The sequence below is a fragment of the Paraburkholderia sp. CI2 genome, assembly GCF_014201055.1.
In the GTDB taxonomy this organism is placed as follows: domain Bacteria; phylum Pseudomonadota; class Gammaproteobacteria; order Burkholderiales; family Burkholderiaceae; genus Paraburkholderia; species Paraburkholderia tuberum.
Genome location: NZ_JACHDL010000003.1, coordinates 72,458 through 92,240, shown reverse-complemented (window position 1 = coordinate 92,240; position 19,783 = coordinate 72,458). Strand labels below are relative to the sequence as shown.

The window sequence follows — 19,783 nt, the reverse complement described above, 5'->3', positions numbered from 1 at the left end:
GCGGTGCGGCGCTCACCCGCACCCGCCGCACCACTTACCCTTCCTCTGAACCTCGCACGCTTTCAGACAAGCCAACGATGCGTCTTGCCTTGAGCAATACCGGCAAGTCCACCATCCGTCCATCTACGGACACCGCCCCGCCTTCTGCCCGCTCATACGCGTCGACGATTCGCCGCGCCTTGGCAATTTCATCCGCGCTCGGGCTGAACGTCGCATTGACCGCTGCAATCTGGCGCGGATGAATGCACAGCTTCCCGCCAAAGCCCAGCGATCGCGCCTTCGACGAATCGTGCGCGAGTTGTCGTTCGTCATCGATTGCCACGCTAACGCCATCCACGGGAGACTGAATGCCCGCTACGCGGGAGGCCAGCACGATACGCGAACGCGCGAACAACAACGCGTCCCATGAACCGTCACAATCCAGATCGAGTTCGAAGTCAACCGAACCGAATATGAGTCGCTCGACGCCGGGCATGCGCGCCACGTCCAGTGCGTTCCAGACGCCCTCGGCAGATTCGATGATCGGCAATATGGGTTTCGCCGTTGCCGCCGCGACAGCGGCCAAAGCAGCCGGATTCTCAGCCTTGGGCAACACCACGCCATCGATACCATCGAACGCTGCGAGCGAGAGGTCCCGCTGGAACGACTGCGTCCCCGCGCCATTGATGCGCAAAAGTACCCGAACCGTCGATGCCAAAAATGTACGTACCGCGTCGGCAACATATGCACGCGCCGACGCTTTGTCCGCATCTGCAACAGCGTCCTCGAGGTCCACGATCACCGCATCGGCGCCTGCCGCGAGCGCCTTGGCGAATCGTTCAGGCTTGCTGCCCGGCACAAAAAGAAACGAACGCATAAAGTCTCCCATTCAGCGTCCGGCCCGGCTATGGCGACCTCGCCAGCGGACCGGCTCGACGATCAGATCAGAACAGCCGTGGCTTCCATGCGCAACGATCCGTCGCTGCCGGCGATCCACAAGCTCACCTTGCTTTGGTCCGATTCGTGTTGCTTTCCGCAAACATGGAAAGGCGAAGTGTCCACCACCGGCTTGATCGCGCGGAACGAAAACGCTCCGACGCGCGCGCCCGGCAACTCCGATCCGAGCGAGTCCATCAGTAGCGTGGCGAGCAGCGGGCCATGCACGACGAGTCCCTCGTATCCCTCTGCGCCGATCGCGTAAGGCCGATCGTAGTGAATGCGATGACCATTCAACGTAAGCGCTGAGTAGCGAAACAGCAGCACAGGATCGGGATTGACCTCGCGTGCCCATTGAGCGCCCATGGGCGCGGCCTGTAATGCTGCGGGCTTTTCGCTGGCGGCCGGATGATCGCGATACACGATATCCTGGCGTTCGACGATCGCAAGGCCAACAGCGTCGCTGACCTCGTGCTTGACCTTCACGAACACGAGATCGCCGGTACGTCCACGCTTGTGCGCAACACTCTCGATGCATGAAAGACGCGTGATCGCACTCCCTGCTTTCAGCGGCCGTAGAAACTCGAGTTGACTGCCCGCCCACATGCGGCGAGGCAAATCGACCGGCGGCAGAAAGCCGCCGCGTTTCGGATGACCGTCCGCCCCCACCATCGACTGGCGATGAACCGGCAGAAAATAAAGCCAGTGCCACAACGGCGGCAAGTCATCGCCACGTGCTGAAACCGCGTCATCGTGGTCAAGCATGGCGCTGAGGGCCGCTATCGGCGTGGAGGTAAGCTGGTCCTGCACTTCCTCAGTGCGCCCAGTCCATTGCTGCAAATACTCGATATCCATGCGCATCGTGCCAATCACTTCAGATCCAGTGCGTCGCGAATCGCCGCAGCGATCGGAAGCAGCGGATCTTCTTCCGGCGTGGCCGGGTTGAACAGCTTGTTATGGCAGATCGCGACGGCGAGCCCGGTATCCGGGTCCGCCCAGCCGATCGAATTGCCCTGCCCCGGATGGCACAAAGCGCGCGGCGAGCGTGCCGCCGTCACCGGCGGATGGTTGCCGCCGAACCAGAAGCCACCGATCGTGATTGGAATCGGAAAGCCGAACATCACCGGGTCGGGCTCCTCGCTATTGGCGCGCGGCGTGTTGAGCGTGGCGACGAGCTCCTTCGAGAGGATCCTCACGCCGTCCAACTCGCCGCCGCACGCCAGCATTGCCCAGAAGCGCGCCTCGCTGCGTGCGCTGAAGATCCCGCCAACGCCCGCCACTTCCGCGCGCCGCACGTCCGGACGCTCGAACACTTGCGGCGCCAATGCGACCTGTTGCGGCATCGAGCGCAGGAACAGCGGCGGCAGGTATTCCGCGGGAACCGGCACCATTGCATCGGTGAGACGTGCGATGCGCGGTTCGACTTCGTCGGGAATGCCGATCCATAGATCGTCGATGCCGAGTGGCATTGCAATCTCCTCCCGGACAAAACGGCCCAGCGAGCGCTTCTTCGGATCGGCGCGCCGCACCAGCTCGCCAACGATCCAGCCGAACGTCATCGAGAGGTACAGCGTCTTCGTCCCCGGCTCCGCAAGCGGCTCGAGGTTGGCGATGGCGCTGGTCATCCACTGCCAGTCACACATCAGCTCCGGTGTGACGCCTTCGGGCATTTGCGGCACACACGCGCGATGAGTCAGCACATCGCGCACCGTCGTTTTCTGCTTGCCGTTGGCACCATACTCTGGCCAGTAGCGTGTCACCGGCGCGTCGTATTCGATGAGCCCGCGGTCGGCCAGGATATGCAACGCGGTTGCTGCAACCGCCTTCGTCACCGAATACACATTGAACAGCGTTTCGCCGTCGACCAGACGGCCGGTGGACGGATCGGCCACGCCGCTCCATGCGTCGATCATGAGCTTGCCGTTCAGATAGGCCGCCACCTGCACGCCGATCTCACCGCCTTCCCGTGTGGCGCGGTCGAGCGCCTGCTGAACGATCGCGTTGCGCTCCGTTGATGCTTGCACTACCAAGGTCATATCGTGTCTCCCATTCGTGAACATTCGCGTTGACGGACTACGTCTTGCCGGACTGCGCAGCAATACCGGCGAGCCCTTCGAGCGCGAGCCCGTAGCCCAGTTCGTCGACCATGCGGCGCTTGAACGGCTGCGTGAAGACCGCGCGCGTGTATCGCAGCGTTTCGATCGGCTTCGCCGCGAGTTCGTGCGCCATTTGCCACGCACGTTCGAGCAAGGTGTCGTGCGCGACGACTTCGCCGACGACGCCAAGCTCCCACGCGCGCTGCGCCGTGATGCGCTCGCCGCTGAGAAGAAAGTAGCGGGCGCGGTTGTGACCAATCAGCATCGGCCAGACGATCTGCACGCCGTCCGCCGGCACGACGCCGTGAACGAAGTGCGCCTGGTCCGAGATTTCGGCGCGACTGGAGGCCAGCACGATATCCGACAGCACGAGCAACTCGGCATGAATGAGTGCCGGCCCGTTGATCGCGCCGATAACCGGAACCGGAATGTCCAGCAGTTGCATCAGCAGGTCCTGCCCCTCGCGCTGCAGGCGCGGCCAGACTTGCACAAGCGGCTCCGCCGGCAACTCGGCGTCATTCATCGCGTCGCAGAACGAATCGCCGGTTCCGGTCAGGATGACTACGCGATTATCGAGGTCGCGTGCGATCTGGTAGAACGCCTCGCCTAGCTGGCTGTGAATGCTGCGATCGAGCGCGCCCCACTTGAGCGGGCCGCCATCGGTATGCAGGCGCACTTGCAAAATACCGTCGCGTCGCTCGAAATCGATGTTCGTAAAGCGCCCGCTGTAGTCTTCAAGGCGGCTCATCGCGCGTCCTCCAGGATCAGGCCGGCGGCGCGCCATGCCATCGCCATCATGGGGCCATTCGTGTTGCCGGAGATCATCGTGGGTGTTATGGAGAGATCCATCACGCGCAGGCGTTCGACACCGCGCACGCGCAGCCGCGAATCGAGCACGGCAAGCGTGTCCGATCCCATCTTGCAGGTACCGCACGCGTGATAGCCGGATTGGCCTTCACGCCGGTAGAGGTCGAGAATCTCGTCATCGGTCCGGACGGCGGGGCCTGGGCGTGTCTCCCCTGCCAGCAGGCTGGCAAGCGGCTCGGCGGCCAGCACGCTGCGCATGAACCGGAATGCGTTGACAGCCATCTGCCGGTCGTACGGATCGGCAAGGTAGTTCGCGACGACTTCGGGCGGCACGCGGGGGTCCGCGGACTGGATCCTGACGTGCCCTTCGCTGCGCGGGCGCAGCGGGTAGCTGAAGAGCTGCATGCCTGGGAACGACTCGAACGCGTAACCGGCCGCGCCGAAATCCATCGAGTACGGCGCCATCATCAGTTGAACATCGGGACGCATCGCATCCGCCGCGGTCTTGACGAAGCCGCCCACCTGGTACGAGCCGAGCGACATCACGCCACGGCGGAACAGCAGATACTGCATCGCGTTGCGCCATAAGCGCATGCCGCTGAACTGCCGGTTCTGCGAATCGCGCCAGTGCCGCAGGCGGGCCTGCAGCATATATAGATAGTGCTCGCGCAGGTTCCGTCCGACCCCCGGACTCGCCGCCACGACAGGAATGCCAAGCGACTGCAGATGGCCGGGATCGCCCACGCCCGACAACTGCAAAAGCCGCGGCGACTCGATCGCGCCCGCCGAGAGCACCACCTCGCGACGCGCACGGTAAGCGATCTGCTGCCCCGCGCTTTCGCACTGCACGCCGACGGCGCGCGTGCCGTCAAACACGATTCGCGCGGCTTGCGTGCCGGTGGCGACTGTGAGGTTCTTGCGCGCCCTCGCGGGCTTCAGAAAGGCTTCGGCCGAGCTTTGCCGACGACCGTTGCGTATCGTATAGATCAGATAGGCCACGCCCTCATGATCGAGCCTGTTGATATCTTCCAAGCGCCGCACGCCGAGCGACCGGCACGCTTCGAGTACGGCGTCGCCGATCCGATTGCGGCGCGCGTACGGTGACACTTTCAGCGGGCCGCCCTCTCCACGCAGCTCATCGGCGCCGAGCGCGTGATCTTCGATGCGCCGGAAGCAAGGCGCCAGGTTCTGCCAGCTCCAGCCCTCGACACCCAGTTCGGCCCATCCGTCGTAGTCCTCGGGATGACCTCGCATATACACCATGCCGTTGATGCTGCTGGAACCCCCGAGCATCTTGCCGCGAAGCCAGATTTCGTTGCGATGCCCGTTGCCGTGATCGGGCTGCACCGGAATGAACCAGGCATGGGCTGGATCGCCCAGCAGCTTGCCAAAGCCTTTTGGCATCCGGATCAACGGATTGCGATCTTCCGGACCTGCCTCGATGAGTAGCACGGTATGGTGCCCGCTCTGCGAAAGACGATTGGCTAGCACGCAACCCGCCGCACCCGCGCCAATCACGATAAAGTCAAACTCGGTCATCTATGCGTTCTCCACCGTCCGTGCCTTGTCGGCCAGCCCCATCCACAGCACGCGAGGCCAGCGTTGTTCCTGTTAGCCGAAGATGACGGGAATCGAATGCGGAACGCGCATCATGATCCCGTTGATCGGTGGAGCTGGCGCGGCCGGATCGAGCCGAAGATTGGGCAGGCGATCGAGAATCGCGTTGAGCGCGCGCGTCATTTCCACGCGCGCCAGGTGCTGGCCGATGCACACGTGCGGGCCATAGGCGAATGCAAAGTGCCGGTGACCCGCCTTGCGATAGATGTCGAACCTGTCCGGATCGGCGAAACGGCTGGGGTCGCGATTGGCGCTGCCCGCCACCACGTCGAGAAATGCGCCGGCAGGAATCTCGATACCGCCGAGCGTGACATCACGCGTCGCCATACGCGACTGCATCAGCACGGGGCCGTCCCAGCGCAGAGCCTCTTCGATCGCCGCCGCGACCAGCGTGCGATCCTGGCGCACCGCTTCGAGCTGTACCGGATCGCGCAGCAACGCAAGCAACAGTACGCTGGTCGCGCGATAGGTCGTGTCGCCGCCCGCATTCACCAGCTGGCGAAGAAACGAAATGACGACCTCGTCCGGTAGCCGCTCACCGTCCACCTCCGCGGTGGCCAGCGAGCTCACCAGATCGTCGCCGGGATGACTGCGGCGCTCGTCGACGAGCCGCGCGAAATAGGTGCCCAGCTTCGTCGATGCCTCCACGCCATGCTCGACATCGATCGAAACCAGCGTCTGTGCGATGGCGAGCTTGTGAAAGATCTTTACGTCTTCCGGCGGCAATGCCAGTTGCCGATAGATGATGTTGAACGGGTAGTGAAGCGTGAACTCGTTGACGAGATCCGCATGTCCGCGATCCATGAACTTCGACATCAGCTCGCTCACCACTGGGTCGACCAGCGTATCGCCCCATGCCGCGACGGTGTGCGGCAAAAAGGCCTTCTGGAAGATGCGGCGGTAGCGCGGGTGCTCGGGCGCATCCATCGTCGAGATACTGCGCCCGAAGCTGATGCCGAGATTGCGCTCGTAAGACTTGTTTGAAAACGTTGCCGGGTCGCCAAGCACCTTCGAGACCTCGTCGTATCCGAATACGGAATAGTGCGCGACATCGGACATGGTCAGGTCCGCCGCGCCGCCCATCAGCACACGGTAGTCGCCTTCCTGAACCACGGCCTTTTCCCGCAGTTCCGCAATGCGTGGATAAGGGTCCGCATCGGCACCGTAAGCGAGTGAATCCTCGAAAAAGGGGTTGAACTTAGGATCGTCGAAGTCCTCGAGTCGCAGCGCGCCGGCCATGGTTCCCGTCTCCAATAATCGTTTGTTTGCAGGCACCTCTGCTTTTGCGCGAGGTACCAATAGTTGAACTATGTTCTATTTTGCACAAGTGTGCAAGATCGATTTATCATTCGCGGAAGGGGATGTTGCGCGCTTTCTGGCTCGCGCCCCGCCATCAAAGGGAAACCATGCCGTCCAGCACCACGCACGCCGCCAGCAGACGGGCGACTGCCATCAATGTGCCGCGTGCCGCGGCGCGCAGCACGACGCCAGAGCGCATTCTCGATACGGCCGAGCGGCTGTTCGCGATGCACGGCTACTTCGGCACGTCGATTCGCGACATCATGCAGAGCTGTGGCATGGAGCTGAGCCTCGCGCGGTACCACTTCGGCAGCAAAGACGCGCTGTTTCAGCAGGCGATCGGCCGTCGCGCCGCGGTGATCAGCCGGCAGGTCATCGACTCGCTCGAGGCCGAACTGGCACCCCTGCAAGGCAAGCGCCCCGACGTGGAAGCAATCGTGACCGCACTTTCCGCACCGGCCTTCGCGCATCTGAAGAGCGGCGACCCGGGGTGGCGAAATTACTTGCGCCTGCTAACCCAGATTGGCTGTCTTCTGGAGCGCCCCGATCTCACGGCGCCGTTTTATGATCAATACGCGCCTGCGGCCGCGCGCTACCGTGACGCCTTCGCCAAGGCACTTCCCCACGTCACGCGGGAGACCGTCGAACTGGTGCAGCATTTCGTCGAGTCCGTGTTTCATCTCGTGCTCAACGAGCTTTACGCGCAGGAAGCGCGCTCCGGAGCCAAGGCACTCGCGACAGCACATATCGAGCGCATGCGCACCTATTTGATTCGTTTCGCGGTTGGCGGCATCGAGGCGATGGTCAGTTCCGCCTCGGCCCAACGGGGTTCATGAGCATTGACAGTCGCAGCGACCGTCGTTCACAATTTAGAACATTATTCAGACTTACTGTGGCCGCAGCGAGCCTGCGGCCGTGCCAGATGGAGTTAGCCTCATGACAGCTGGAGACGCAGAGAACATCGCGCTGATCGTCGGGGCGGGTCATGCAGCAGGAGAATGCGCGACCGCGATCCGCGAACAGGGATGGACGGGACGCATCGTGATGGTGGGAGAAGAACCGCATTTGCCCTACCAACGGCCGCCGCTCTCCAAGGCATTCCTGTCGGGTGAATCGACCGCCGAGCAGCTGTACCTGAAACCGCTGTCGACGTACGACAAAGCGCGTGTCGAGTTCATCCCGAACACGCGCGCGCAGCGCATCGACCGTGACGCGAAACGGGTCACGCTGTCCAACGGCAGCGAAATCAGCTATACGAAACTGGTTCTGGCCACCGGCGGCCGCGCGCGGCGCCTCGCGTTGCCGGGTATCGAAGCGACCGAGAAGCTGCAGAATTTTCACTACCTTCGCACGCTCGATCACGTCGCGCGCATTCGAAACCAGTTTCATGCCGGCTCGCGCCTCGTGATCATCGGCGGTGGATATATCGGGCTGGAAGTGGCTGCGGTAGCCGTGAAGCGCGGCTTGCGCGTCACCGTGCTCGAGGCGTTGCCGCGCGTCCTCGCGCGCGTCACGGCTCCCGAGCTTTCCAGGTTCTACGAGGAAGTTCACCGCGAAGCCGGAGTCGACATCCGTACCAACGCGATCGTGAGTGGGTTCGAACTCGACGCATCCGGCGACGCCGTTGCCGCCGTGTGCTGCGCGGACGGCACGCGCGTCGCCGCGGATCTCGTCATCGTCGGCGTGGGACTGGAGCCCGCCACCGAACTCGCGCAAGCGGCCGGCCTTGCTGTCGACAACGGCATCATGGTCGACGAACACACGCGCACGTCCGACCCGGACATTTTTGCGGTCGGGGATTGCACCAACCACCCCAACCCTTCCCTTGGACGCCGCCTGCGTCTCGAATCGGTCCCTAACGCGCTGGAGCAGGCCCGCACCGCCGCTGCGTCGTTGTGCGGCAAGGAGCGTGTCTACAACAGCGTGCCGTGGTTCTGGTCCGACCAATACGATCTGAAGCTCAAGATGGTCGGCTTGTCCCTCGGCTACGACGAGTTCGTCCTGCGCGGCGATCCCAAAGCCCGCTCTTTCTCGGCGTTTTATCTCAAGGACGGCGTCATGCTCGCAGCCGATACGGTCAGCCGTGTACCCGAATTCGTGCTGGCCAAGCGTTTCGTTGCCGAGAAAATTCCGGTCCGCGCCGCCGATCTCGCCAACGAATCGATCCCGTTGAAAAGTCTGCTTCCCTAGTCCAATTCATTTTTCAGAGGTTCAGAAGCCATGCCGCTCATTCGATTCATCCAGCCGGACGGTAGCGAGGCCGCCGTAAGCGCCAACGTTGGCGATTCAGTCATGCAAACAGCGGTGAACAATCAGATCCCAGGCATTCTCGGCGATTGCGGCGGCAGCTGCAGCTGCGCAACCTGTCACGCGTATGTCGACGACACCTGGAGCAGCCACATGCCAGCGGCGCAATCCTATGAAGTCGACATGCTCACCTGCGCGATGGACGTGCGCGAAAACAGCCGTCTGACATGCCAGATCTTCATGACGCCGGAACTGGACGGGCTGGTGGTGCGTCTGCCCGATCTGACGGCGTAAGCGCAATGGGCACAGAGGCCTCCCGCACGACGCTGATCACCGGCGAAGGCGCTGCCTCAGGCATCGGCGCGGCGCTGACCCGGCATCCGACGACGCTCGGCGAACGGGTGATCGGCGTCGATCTCCACGATGCGGAAGTTTGCGCGGACCTCACTCCTTGCATTCCTCGTCAGTCCCACGAATGGCTACGTGGCGGGCCAGGGGCCGAAGACGAGACCGCGCTTACGGCGCTTTCGTCAACGCGTCGATCGCGGGCTGTTCGCTGTTGCTCCAGAACGCCGCCCACGTCGGAAATCCTTGCGGAAGACGCGGCTGATACCGATCACCTTCATACTTGCCGGGCCAGTTCTGCAAGCGCGGCGCACCGGGGCGAGCGAGCCAGTCCGTCGAATACCAATGCTGTTCGTCGCGACGCTCGAAGCACCACTGCCCGTCGCGCCGCACATAGTGATCGAAGTAGCAGATCGCCATCACCACCCACGCTCCGTTGTCCTCGTGCTCCGCGCGACAATAGACGCTTCCCGTCGCATGGTCGGCATCGACGAAATCGACGACGTGGCCGCAGATCTGGTGAATGCTGCGATAAAAGCCGCGCAGAATATGCTCGGACCCGTAGAACGTCTTCAATGCCGCGCGCCCTACGCCCCATCGGCCGCAATCGACGTCTTCGGCGAACAGTTGCACCAGGCTGTCCAGATCGCGCGAATCGACCGCGAGCGCGTATCGGACGGGCAATTGTTGAATGGCGAGCTGCGCCTCGATGCGCTCGATACGCGCGAGCAGTGCTGAATCCGTCGTCATGCCTTCCCCTTCGTAGCGTTGGCCATCGCGGCCGGGCGCGCGCGGATTTCGTCGGCATAGTAAGGCTGGTGTGAAAGAAGTCCGCCATCGACGTTGAACACCTGGCCCGTGACGAACGCCGCCTCATCCGAAGCGAGATACACCACCGCGTGTGCAATGTCTTCGGGCTGCCCGAGGCGAGGCGTGAGATGGTGGCTCAGCATCATCTCTCCGGTCTCCCCCGCGTAGTATGCCTGGGTCACCGGCGTGACGATCAGGCCGGGAGCGATCGCGTTGCAGCGTATCCCCTCCTTGCCGTGCTGCGCGGCGACGTAGCGCGTCAGCGCCTCGATACCGGCCTTGCAGACACCGTACGCGCTGTACCCCAGCGCGCCCGCCTGAGCGGCACCGGAAGAGGTATTGATAATCGAACCGCCGCCTCGTGCGCGCATCAGCGGCAGCGCGCACCGCGAGGCCAGCATGGTGCCGCGAAGATTGATGCGCATCGTGTCGTCCCAGACCCCGACGTCGAGTGCCTCGACTGCCGCATCGGCAGTACTGGAAAGCGATGTGGCCGCGGCGTTGTTATGCAGGATATCGAGCCCGCCCCAAGTCTTGAGCGTCAGTTCGAACAATGCATCGATCGAACTTTCGTCGCCGATATCGACCTGCGCCGGGACCGCGTGCCCCCCCGCTTCGTTAATACGACGAACCTGTTCCTGCGCGCCTTCGAGATTCAGGTCCGCCACGACGATCAAGGCGCCCTCCTGCGCGAGCCTGGCGGCACAGGCAGCGCCGATACCGGATGCGGCCCCGGTCACGATGGCAATCTTTTGCTTCACGCGTTGCATGATCTGCTCCCTGTCTCAGGCCGTTATCGGTGTCCGGCCGCCTGCTGCAACGCGGTCGAGATGAAAGTCGATATCGCCGAACATCTTCTCCATCATCGTCATCTTGCGGAAGTAGTGCCCTACCGGATATTCCTCGGTGAGCCCCATGCCACCGTGCAACTGGATGCCCTGCGCGCAAACGAAGCGATTGGCGCGCGCGGCAACGGCTTTGGCCGCCGAGATGACGCGGCTGCGTTCGGCCGCCGGGCCGTTCAGGTGCGCGATCCCGCAGTACAGCATCGAACGCGCCTCCTGCGTGGCGACGAACATCTCAGCCATGCGATGCTGCAACGCCTGGAACTTGCCGATCGGCTGGCCGAACTGCGAGCGTCCCTTGATGTACTCCGAGGTGATCGCCATCACGGCTTCCATCATGCCAAGGCTCTCGGCCACGCTCGCGAGACTGGCGAGTTCCGCTGCCTGCGTGAGCACCTGCAGCGAGCGTTCAGGTCCGACGATCAATGCATCTTCACTGAGCTCGACGTTGTGCAGGTCGATATCCGCGGCACGCGATCCATCGAGCAAACGGTACGACCGGCACGTTACGCCCGCGGCCCGGCGATCGACAAGAAAAACGCCCACGCCTCGCGACGCGCCTTCGACTCGCGCGGTCACGAGCAGCTGGTCCGCCGACGCGCCGGCGATCACCAGCGTCTTCGCGCCGCTGATCAGGTAACCCGAGGCGCTCCTGAGCGCGTGCGTTTGCGCGTGGCATCCCAGCTTGTACCGGCTGCCCGCTTCGCTGTCCGCGAGCGACAGCAGCAGCGTGCCGTCGATGACGGCGGGCAGCAGCGACTCACGCCGGCGCCGCGCATCGCCTCGTTCGATGATCGTGGCGCAAAGCAGCGCCGTCTGCACGACCGGCTCGAGCGCCATACCGCGACCGAGCGCCTCCATCACGATCGCCGTTTCAACGAACGAGCACCCGAGACCGCCGACGTCTTCCGGCATCGTCAGCCCGAGCCAGCCCAGTTCGGCATAGGCGCGCCAATGTTCGCGGCTGAAGCCCTCTTGCTCCGATGCGATGCGCGTGCGCGCCTCGAATCCATACTCCTGCTGAACGTAGCGCTCTGCGCCGTCCTTCAGCATCAATTGTTCTTCGGAGAAGTTGAAGTCCATGGCTACAGTCCAAAGGCCAGCTTGGCAATGATGTTCTTCTGCACTTCGCGCGCGCCGCCATAGATCGTGGAGGCGCGCGCGATCAGATAGCCCGACGTGCGGCCGCCCATGTAATCCGGCCAATTTTCGTCGACCGCCAGATCACCCTGCGGCTCGCCGTGGTCGTCGAAACGCATCGCGCGGGGACCGAGTGCGTCCATTTGCAGCTGCGTCACGCGCTGTTGCATCTCCGACCCGCTGATCTTCAGCGCAGAGACGACCGCATCGAGATTGCGCTCGCTCTTCTCTTCGGCAAGGATGCGGAGCACCGACCATTCGAGCGCCATCAGGTCCGCTTCGACCTGGGCGACCTTGCGCGCGAACCCGGGTGTATCGATGAGCCGCACGCCGTCCTCCCGCTCCTGCCCCGCGATGTCTTTCGCGCGCTGCAGCTCGCGTTTATTGAAGTACAGGAACGCGCTCGCCGTGCGCTCCTTCTCGAGGAGGTACTTCGCATAGGTCCATCCCATGCCGGCCTCGCCCACGAGATGCGACTTCGGCACACGCACGTTTTCGAGGAACACTTCATTCAGGCCCTTGCCGCCTTCGATCGAAACGATCGGACGCACCGTGATGCCCGGTGTGTCCATTTTGACCAGCAGGAAGGAAATGCCTCGTTGCGGCTTGACGCTCGTATCGGTCTTGACGAGGAAGAAGCCCCAATCGGCAATCGTTGCGTCGCTGGTCCAGATCTTCTGGCCGTTGATCACGTACTCGTCACCGTCGAGCACGGCCGTGGTCTTCAGTCCAGCCAGATCCGAGCCCGCGTTCGGCTCTGAAAAGCCCTGGCACCAGAACTCGTCGCCGCGCAGAATAGGCCCGAGAAAACGCTCCCTCTGCCAGTCCGAACCGAACGCGATGATGACGGGCGCCACCATCTGCGTCGACTGCCACCCATAGTCCATGGCATCGGCGTTGTACAGCTCTTCCATGAAGATATGCTTGCGAATCGCGCTCCAGCCGGTGCCGCCATGTTCGACGGGCCAATGGGGCGCACCCCAGCCGCGCTCGTACAGAATGCGCTGCCATCTGCGGATGTCATCGCGCGCAGGCGGATGCACGCCGACACGCCAGCGGCGTGAAATGTCGGCCGGCGCATGCTCACTGAAAAACATTCTGACTTCCCGACGAAATGATTCGTCTTCCTCGCTATAGCCCAAATGCATGCCTGACTCCTGAATCTCTTGCGCCCTCGTTGTCTGCTCTGTCGCGCCACTGCGCCGCGCTTGCGCGGGTGCTCCGCCTAGCGGCCTCTGAAAGCCGGGGCGCGTTTTTCTCTCGCGGCGAGCCGGCCCTCCGCGGCGTCCTCGGAGTTCACCGCGAGCGCCACCGCGTTCAGTTCCTGCGCAAGAAACTCTTCCATGCCACCGGGGTTCAACCTGAACAACTGCTTGGTCAGCCCGAGCGAGAAAGTCGGGCCAGCCGCCAGCTCGCCAGCCAGCTTTTCGGCGGCCGCGTCAAGCTCGCCGTCCTCGACGAGATGACTGGCAAGACCCATATCGAGTGCTTCCTTGCCGCTCAGCCGGCGATTCAGATACATGATTTCCTTGGCGCGAAACTCGCCGCAATGACGCGCAAGCAGATGCACCATGCCGCCTTCAGGTAAGGTGGCGCGCATCAGGAAGGCGGGAATGAACTGCGCCGTATCGGAAACGATCAGCTGGTCCGCGCACAGCGCAAAGCTCCAGGCAATTCCCACGGCAACGCCTCGTACCGCCGCGACCACTGGCTTGTTCAGGTTGTACAACCGAAGCGCGATCTTCTGATACACCGCCATCGATGCGCGCGCGTGCGCCACGCTCATCTGCGGTGGCGCGGCGCCGCTGCCCTTGATGTCGGCACCGGCGCAAAATGCGCGGCCTGCGCCAGTGAGAATCACCGCGCGAATCTCCGGATCCTTTTCGATGCGATCGAGGTGGCCGAGAATCAGATCAAGCATTTCCGGCGTCAGCGCGTTGAGCTTCTCGGGGCGGTTCAGACACAGCGTCGCAACCGCGCCGTTCAAAGTGAGTTCAACATCCATGATGTTCGGATCTTCGTCTGAGTTTGGTTCGTCCGTTCGACGGTCTGGTCAACTGCCGCGAGCATGCAGGCGGATCATCCCGTCGCCGAACGGCTCGTCGCGGCGCTTGAGCGCTTCCTTCAGGCCAACCGCTTCCATGTCCGCCTTGAACTGCGCGCGGCGCGGCCCCAGGCTCTGGTGAGCCCGTGAGTCGTTTTCCACCGCGAGCCGCTGAAGCGTGCGCGAACCGGCCAGCTCCAGCCCGATGTTGACAATACGCTTGTTGGCCGCAAGCAGATCGGCATCGACAAACGACAGACGGCGTGCCAACTCGCCCACCTCCGCTTCGAGCTGCTCTGCCGGCACCGCATCCATGACGAGCCCGATCTTCGCGGCGTCGCGGCCCGTCAGCGAGTCGCCAGACAGCAGCAGGCGCTTCGCCCACTGCGGGCCGACGTGATAGAACCACATATGCGCAGGCGGCGAGCCGTTCGCGCGCGTGGCGGGAAAGCCGATCCTTGCGTTGTCGGCGGCGATCACCATGTCGCACGCCAGCGCGAGATCCGTGCCGCCCGCAAGACAGTTGCCATGCACCTGCGCGATGATCGGCTTGTGGATATCGGCCATCAGATTGACCGTCTCCGACTGCCGCTCCATCGACCAGCAGTCGTCGTCGAAGCTGCGAATCGTTCCACGATAGTCCCCCGGATCAGCGGCGTCCGCGGCCCGATCCGAATACGTCGTCACCAGATCGTAGCCTGCGCAGAAGTCGCGGCCAGCTCCCGACAGTACGATCACGTTCACCGATTTGAGGTCGTCGGCTTCGAGCAACGCCGCCTTGAGTTCCTGCAGAAGCGGATTGTTGATGGCGTTGCGCTTGTCCGGACGACTCAGCGTGATGCGCGCGACGCGTTGCGCCACTTCAAACTTCACGCACTCCGATGTTTTCAGCCATTTGGCCATGGTCGATTCCCTCCAATTGAGGCGATTACCGTTCACCGGGCAAACTGCGCGCGCAGACTTACCTTGCTGATCTTGCCCGTCGGCAGCCTCGGCAATTCGTCGACGAATGCAATGGCCTTCGGACATTTGTAGCTCGCGATCAAGCCGCGACAGAACTCGATCAATTCGGCTTCGCCCGCTTGCTCGCCACGGCGCAACACGACGATCGCCTTGACGCACTCTCCCCACTTCTCGTGCGGCACGCCGATCACCGCCACGTCGATGACTGCCGGATGCTGGAGCAGCGCATCTTCGACTTCACGGCTGTAGATGTTCTCGCCGCCGGAAATGATCATGTCCTTCTTGCGGTCGACGAGGAAAATGTAGCCGTCCTCGTCCTGGTAGCCCATGTCGCCCGAGCGATACCAGCCATCGCGCAGTGCTTCCACCGTCGCCACGCTGTTGTTCCAGTAGCCACTCAACTGCGTCTGCGAGCGCAGCCAGACCTCGCCGGTCTGGCCTTGCGGCAGCTCGTTGCCTTGATCGTCGACGATGCGCAGGTCGATGCCGGGGCACGGGCGCCCCACCGATGCGAGACGCCGTACCTGTTCCGGAGACCCTTTGGGCTTGACCTCGTGCGCAGGCAACCAGCAGGCGTTGCTCTCGGTCATGCCGTACTGGACCGAAAACACCGGGCCGAGCACCTGAATGCCGCGCGACAGCAGCGGTGCAGGCACCGGGGCTGCCGCCGTGACGATGTTTTCGATGCTGGACACGTCATAGCTCGACAGTTCGGGCACATCGAGGACCGCCTGAAGCATCGCGGCAACCATGAACGTGAAGGTGATGCGTTCTTCGGCGATCGTCTCGAGCATTTGCTTCGGCTCGAAGGCGCGATGTACGACCGTCGTGCCGCCCATCCAGGCCACCGAATTAACGAAGCCAATTCCACCGACGTGGAACGCCGGCGTCGTCTGTAGCACGCGGGTATTGCCCGAAAACTCCGTCACCAGCGCGCAGCTTTCGGCGGTGACGCACATGGCATGGTGCGTGCGCACGACGCCCTTGGGACGCCCCGTGGTGCCGCTCGTGTACATCAGGTACGCGTAGTCTTCCGGTTTCGAACGGATCGGCGGCCCTTCCACTGGGCCGGCTTCCATCACCGCCTCGAACGAAACGGCCCATTCCGGCGCGTCGCCAATGCAGATGTACTGCTCGATTTCGGGCAGTTGCGAACGCAGTCCGTTCACGACATCGGCATACTGAGCCTCGAATACGAGCGCCTTGGGGGCCGCGTCCTTAAGAATATAAAGAATCTCCGCGGGGGCCAGCCTGAAATTGACGGTTGCCAGAATGAAGCCGGCCCATTCGCATGCACGGTAGCTCTCGTAGTACTCCGCGCAATTCATCGCGAGGATCGCAACCCGGTCCTGACGCCGCAGGCCGCGCTCATATAGCGCTCCCGAAAAGCGGCGGGCACGCTCCGCCAACTGACTGTGCGTCAGACGCCGGTCGGCGTACACGAGCGCCGTGTGGTCGGCATGCAAGCGAGCGTTTCGCTCGATCATCTCGCCAAGGGTTCTCATCTCAATCCTGTCGTTGTTTTGTCAGATCGACTGTCAGCCAGCGAGCGTCTGCGGATCGGCCAACACGGTTCCAATGAATGCGGCGAACCGCGCCGCGTCGGCTCCGTTGATCACTCGATGGTCGTAGCTGAGCGACAGGGGCAGCATCTTGCGCCAGCTGACGCCGCCGTCGTCCGCCGGCGCGGCTGCCAGCCGGGTTTTAGTCACGCCGAGAATCGCCACCTCCGGCGCATTGACGATAGGCGTAAAACCAGTACCGCCAAAGCCGCCGAGCGAACTGATCGAAAAGCAACCGCCCGACATCTCTGCCATCGATAAACCCTTTTCGCGCGCCTTCTGCGAAATTGCTGCAAGTTCCACCGAGAGTTCTTCGACACTCTTCCTGTCGCAATCGCGCAGCACCGGCACGAGCAATCCGAAGCGCGTGTCCACGGCGACCCCGATGTGGAAGTACTTCTTCAGAACGATGTTTTTGCCGTCACCGTCGAGCGACGCGTTGAATTGCGGGAACTCCTGCAAAGCCCGCACCACGGCTTTGATAAGGAAGACGAGCGGCGTCAGCTTAACCGCCGTGCCCGCCTCGTTACGGGCCTTGCGATAACTTTCGAGCGACGTAATATCAGCGTCGTCGTGGTGGGTCACATGTGGGATCGTCAGCCAGTTGCGCGACAGGAAGGCTCCTGTGAGCTTCTGGATGCGCGACACCGGCTTGACTTCCACCTCGCCGAATTCGGCGAAATCGACCTGCGGCCAAGGCGGCAGATTCGCGCCGAAAGCGGGGACCGCAGCCTCGCCGGGGCCGGTATTCACATCGGACTGCGGTCGCGTAGCAACGGATTCGACACTCATCGCGGATGCCTCTTCGAACGACTGTTGGACAGCGTGACGGCCTGCGGCCAATCAGACGATTTCCGCCAGCACCGTGCCGACGGGATACACTTCGCCAACCTGGGCAACGATGCGCAGCGTGCCCGACGCGGGCGACTCGACTTCCTGAATCGATTTGTCGCTCTCGAGCGCGTAGAGAATCTGCCCTTCGCTCACGGTTGCGCCGTCGTCCGCCAGCCATTCGGCTAGCGTGCCTTCGTTCATGGAAAAGCCCAGTTTGGGAAGCAGAACTTGTGTGGTCATGACCTTGCTCTATTGATGATGGAATTCCGGGTGTTCGTGCTGGTCATTTCAGCGTCGCGCGAACCGCCGATTCGATTTCGGCCACGCCCGGTACGAACGCGTCTTCGAGCGGCTTGGAGAACGGCACGGGGCAGAATTGCGCGCCTACACGCTGCACGGGCGCCTTGAGCTCGCGAAACAGGGCTTCGTAGATACGGGATGCGATTTCCGCACCCACGCCGAACGGTTTGACGGCTTCGTGCACGACAACGGCGCGCCCGGTTTTTGCAACCGAAGTCAGGATAGTTTCGGTATCCAACGGAGAGACGGTGCGCAAATCGATCACTTCGCAGGCGACACCATCTTTCGCCAGCACTTCGGCAGCAGCCATGGCTTCCTGCACGCGGCGGCTGTAGCTGATCACCGTCACGTCGGTACCCGCGCGAATCACGTTGGCTTTGCCAAGCGGAATCGCCACGCCGCGCTCCGGCGCACTGCCCGGATTCCAGTAGGTCGGCATGTTCTCGATGAAAAGGCAAGGGTCGTCATCGCGGATGCAGGACAGCATCAAGCCATACGCATCGGCAGGATTCGACGGTGTGACGACCTTGATGCCGGCAACGTGCGCAAACCAGGCCTCGAGGTAGTCGGCGTGCTGACCACCCGTGCCGAAGCCCGCGCCCGTCATGGTGCGGATGACGATCGGCACATGGGTCTGTCCGCCCGACATGAACCGCAGCTTCGCGGCGTGATTCACGATCATGTCCATCGCGACGGTCGTGAAGTTCATCAGCATGATTTCCGCCACAGGACGCATCCCGACCATCGAAGCGCCGATTGCCGCACCGATGATGGCCTGCTCCGAAATCGGCGTCGAACGCACCCGCGACGTGCCGTATTTCGACGACAGTCCCTTCGTTACGCCGACAATGCCGCCCTCCTGGCCGTCGGCAACGTCTTCACCCAGCACGATTACGTTGGCGTCGGCGGCCATCGCGTCGTCGAGCGCGAAGTTGACCGCCTGGATGGTGTTGATGTTGGTTGGCTGCTGGCTCATGCAAGCACCTCGTCCTTGAAGATGTCGCGCCGAAGCTCCGCGACATCGGGATATTCGCTCGACAGCGTGAATTCGACCGCAGCGTCGATCTGCGCCTCGTGTTCGGCTTCCATCGCAACCAGTTGCTCCTCGGTCGCATGCTTCGCATCGATGAGCCACTGACGGAACAGCGGCACCGGATCCTTCGCGAGCCAGGCGGCCTTTTCGTGCTTGTCCATATAGGCGTCGGGGTCGCCGAACACGTGCCCCTGAAAGCGGAACGTGTTCGCTTCGATCAGCGTCGGGCCGCCGCCGTTGCGCGCGCGTTCGACCGCTTCGTGCGCCGCCTTGTGCATCTGAATCGGATCGTTGCCGTTCACCGTGATGCCCGGCATCTGGTACGCGACGGCACGCTGGGCGATGTTCGGCACGGACGTGCCATACGCGTATTTGGTGTGCTCAGCATAGCCGTTGTTCTGGCAGACGAAAATCACCGGCAACTTCCACACGGACGCCATGTTCAGCGACTCGTGGAAGGCGCCAATGTTTGATGCGCCGTCACCGAAGTAGGCCACGGCCACGCGCGATTCACCACGAATCTGCGCGGCGAGCGCAAGCCCATTTGCGATCGGCATCGAACTGCCGACAATGCCGGTCGTCACCATGACGCCCGACGCGGGATGCGTGACGTGCATCGGGCCGCCCTTGCCTTTGCACGTCCCCGTCACTCGCCCTCCGAGCTCGGCCCAGAGTTCCTTGAGCGGCACACCTTTGGCGATCATGTCGTGGACGCCGCGGTAGATCGTGCAGATGTAGTCGTCGTCGCTGAGACACACCGACATCGCCGACGGAATCACTTCCTGGCCGCGTGGCGAGTAGTACGGCATCACCAGCTTGCCGGCCTTGATAACGGCACGAAAGCGCTCATCGTTCTGCTTGATGAGAGCCATGCGCCTGTAGATGTCGACCAGGACTTCGCTGCTGGGCGGCTGATAGGCATTCAT

The 19,783-nt window shown here is 62.8% G+C and carries 20 protein-coding genes; 3 read left to right on the top strand and 17 right to left on the bottom strand.

The genetic code is table 11. The features are described from left to right. Positions 1–34 precede the first annotated feature (34 nt). The 6 genes from HDG32_RS06030 to HDG32_RS06005 all read right to left on the bottom strand — a co-directional run bounded on the left by HDG32_RS06030 (position 35) and on the right by HDG32_RS06005 (position 6,674). A complete protein-coding gene (locus HDG32_RS06030) occupies positions 35–856 on the bottom strand; it encodes a CoA ester lyase (protein ID WP_184064367.1) in 822 nt (273 codons plus the stop codon). A 62-nt stretch (positions 857–918) separates the two neighbouring features. Continuing rightward, positions 919–1,776: a MaoC family dehydratase N-terminal domain-containing protein gene (locus HDG32_RS06025; RefSeq protein WP_184064993.1), complete on the bottom strand. Its 858-nt coding sequence runs from the start codon at positions 1,774–1,776 to the stop codon at positions 919–921. Between the two features lie 8 nt (positions 1,777–1,784). Continuing rightward, positions 1,785–2,951, bottom strand: a complete 1,167-nt coding sequence (locus HDG32_RS06020; protein WP_184064365.1) for a serine hydrolase — start codon at positions 2,949–2,951, stop codon at positions 1,785–1,787. Between the two features lie 37 nt (positions 2,952–2,988). Next, the gene (locus HDG32_RS06015; protein ID WP_184064363.1) at positions 2,989–3,759 is read right to left on the bottom strand and encodes an enoyl-CoA hydratase/isomerase family protein; all 771 of its coding nucleotides are present in this window, start codon (positions 3,757–3,759) and stop codon (positions 2,989–2,991) included. Beyond that, on the bottom strand, positions 3,756–5,357 hold the full coding sequence (locus tag HDG32_RS06010) for a GMC family oxidoreductase (RefSeq protein ID WP_184064361.1): 1,602 nt from the start codon (positions 5,355–5,357) through the stop codon (positions 3,756–3,758). The genes HDG32_RS06015 and HDG32_RS06010 overlap by 4 nt, the downstream gene beginning before the upstream one ends. Positions 5,358–5,429: 72 nt before the next feature. Further along, on the bottom strand, positions 5,430–6,674 hold the full coding sequence (locus HDG32_RS06005) for a cytochrome P450 (protein ID WP_184064359.1): 1,245 nt from the start codon (positions 6,672–6,674) through the stop codon (positions 5,430–5,432). A 122-nt stretch (positions 6,675–6,796) separates the two neighbouring features. Between HDG32_RS06005 and HDG32_RS06000 the strand changes: the two genes are divergently transcribed. The 3 genes from HDG32_RS06000 to HDG32_RS05990 all read left to right on the top strand — a co-directional run bounded on the left by HDG32_RS06000 (position 6,797) and on the right by HDG32_RS05990 (position 9,275). After that, positions 6,797–7,570, top strand: a complete 774-nt coding sequence (locus HDG32_RS06000) for a TetR/AcrR family transcriptional regulator (RefSeq protein ID WP_260335971.1) — start codon at positions 6,797–6,799, stop codon at positions 7,568–7,570. Positions 7,571–7,670: 100 nt separating this feature from the next. Continuing rightward, positions 7,671–8,924, top strand: a complete 1,254-nt coding sequence (locus HDG32_RS05995; protein WP_184064357.1) for an NAD(P)/FAD-dependent oxidoreductase — start codon at positions 7,671–7,673, stop codon at positions 8,922–8,924. 30 nt (positions 8,925–8,954) lie between these two features. Beyond that, a complete protein-coding gene (locus HDG32_RS05990; RefSeq protein ID WP_184032234.1) occupies positions 8,955–9,275 on the top strand; it encodes a 2Fe-2S iron-sulfur cluster-binding protein in 321 nt (106 codons plus the stop codon). 222 nt (positions 9,276–9,497) lie between these two features. Here HDG32_RS05990 and HDG32_RS05985 read toward each other — a convergent pair whose 3' ends face one another. From HDG32_RS05985 to HDG32_RS05935, 11 genes are all read right to left on the bottom strand, one after another. Further along, positions 9,498–10,076: a nuclear transport factor 2 family protein gene (locus HDG32_RS05985; RefSeq protein ID WP_184064354.1), complete on the bottom strand. Its 579-nt coding sequence runs from the start codon at positions 10,074–10,076 to the stop codon at positions 9,498–9,500. After that, complete coding sequence (locus HDG32_RS05980) at positions 10,073–10,906, bottom strand: SDR family oxidoreductase (RefSeq protein ID WP_184064352.1); 834 nt, start codon at positions 10,904–10,906, stop codon at positions 10,073–10,075. The genes HDG32_RS05985 and HDG32_RS05980 overlap by 4 nt, the downstream gene beginning before the upstream one ends. A gap of 15 nt (positions 10,907–10,921) precedes the next feature. After that, positions 10,922–12,064 (bottom strand): acyl-CoA dehydrogenase family protein, encoded by a 1,143-nt coding sequence (locus HDG32_RS05975; RefSeq protein WP_184064349.1) that lies wholly within the window; start codon positions 12,062–12,064, stop codon positions 10,922–10,924. A gap of 2 nt (positions 12,065–12,066) precedes the next feature. Further along, entirely contained in the window at positions 12,067–13,269 is a 1,203-nt protein-coding gene (locus tag HDG32_RS05970; protein ID WP_184064346.1) for an acyl-CoA dehydrogenase family protein, read from the bottom strand. Between the two features lie 77 nt (positions 13,270–13,346). After that, positions 13,347–14,126: an enoyl-CoA hydratase/isomerase family protein gene (locus tag HDG32_RS05965; RefSeq protein WP_184064343.1), complete on the bottom strand. Its 780-nt coding sequence runs from the start codon at positions 14,124–14,126 to the stop codon at positions 13,347–13,349. 48 nt (positions 14,127–14,174) lie between these two features. Next, on the bottom strand, positions 14,175–15,068 hold the full coding sequence (locus HDG32_RS05960; protein WP_090808822.1) for a crotonase/enoyl-CoA hydratase family protein: 894 nt from the start codon (positions 15,066–15,068) through the stop codon (positions 14,175–14,177). A gap of 32 nt (positions 15,069–15,100) precedes the next feature. After that, entirely contained in the window at positions 15,101–16,633 is a 1,533-nt protein-coding gene (locus HDG32_RS05955) for a class I adenylate-forming enzyme family protein (protein ID WP_184064340.1), read from the bottom strand. Positions 16,634–16,666: 33 nt separating this feature from the next. Continuing rightward, entirely contained in the window at positions 16,667–17,482 is an 816-nt protein-coding gene (locus tag HDG32_RS05950; RefSeq protein ID WP_184064336.1) for a 2-oxo acid dehydrogenase subunit E2, read from the bottom strand. A 51-nt stretch (positions 17,483–17,533) separates the two neighbouring features. Beyond that, positions 17,534–17,764, bottom strand: coding sequence for a biotin/lipoyl-containing protein (locus HDG32_RS05945; RefSeq protein ID WP_018425497.1), 231 nt, complete (start codon positions 17,762–17,764; stop codon positions 17,534–17,536). Between the two features lie 43 nt (positions 17,765–17,807). Then, positions 17,808–18,800, bottom strand: a complete 993-nt coding sequence (locus HDG32_RS05940) for an alpha-ketoacid dehydrogenase subunit beta (protein WP_184064334.1) — start codon at positions 18,798–18,800, stop codon at positions 17,808–17,810. After that, complete coding sequence (locus tag HDG32_RS05935) at positions 18,797–19,783, bottom strand: thiamine pyrophosphate-dependent dehydrogenase E1 component subunit alpha (protein ID WP_184064331.1); 987 nt, start codon at positions 19,781–19,783, stop codon at positions 18,797–18,799. The genes HDG32_RS05940 and HDG32_RS05935 overlap by 4 nt, the downstream gene beginning before the upstream one ends.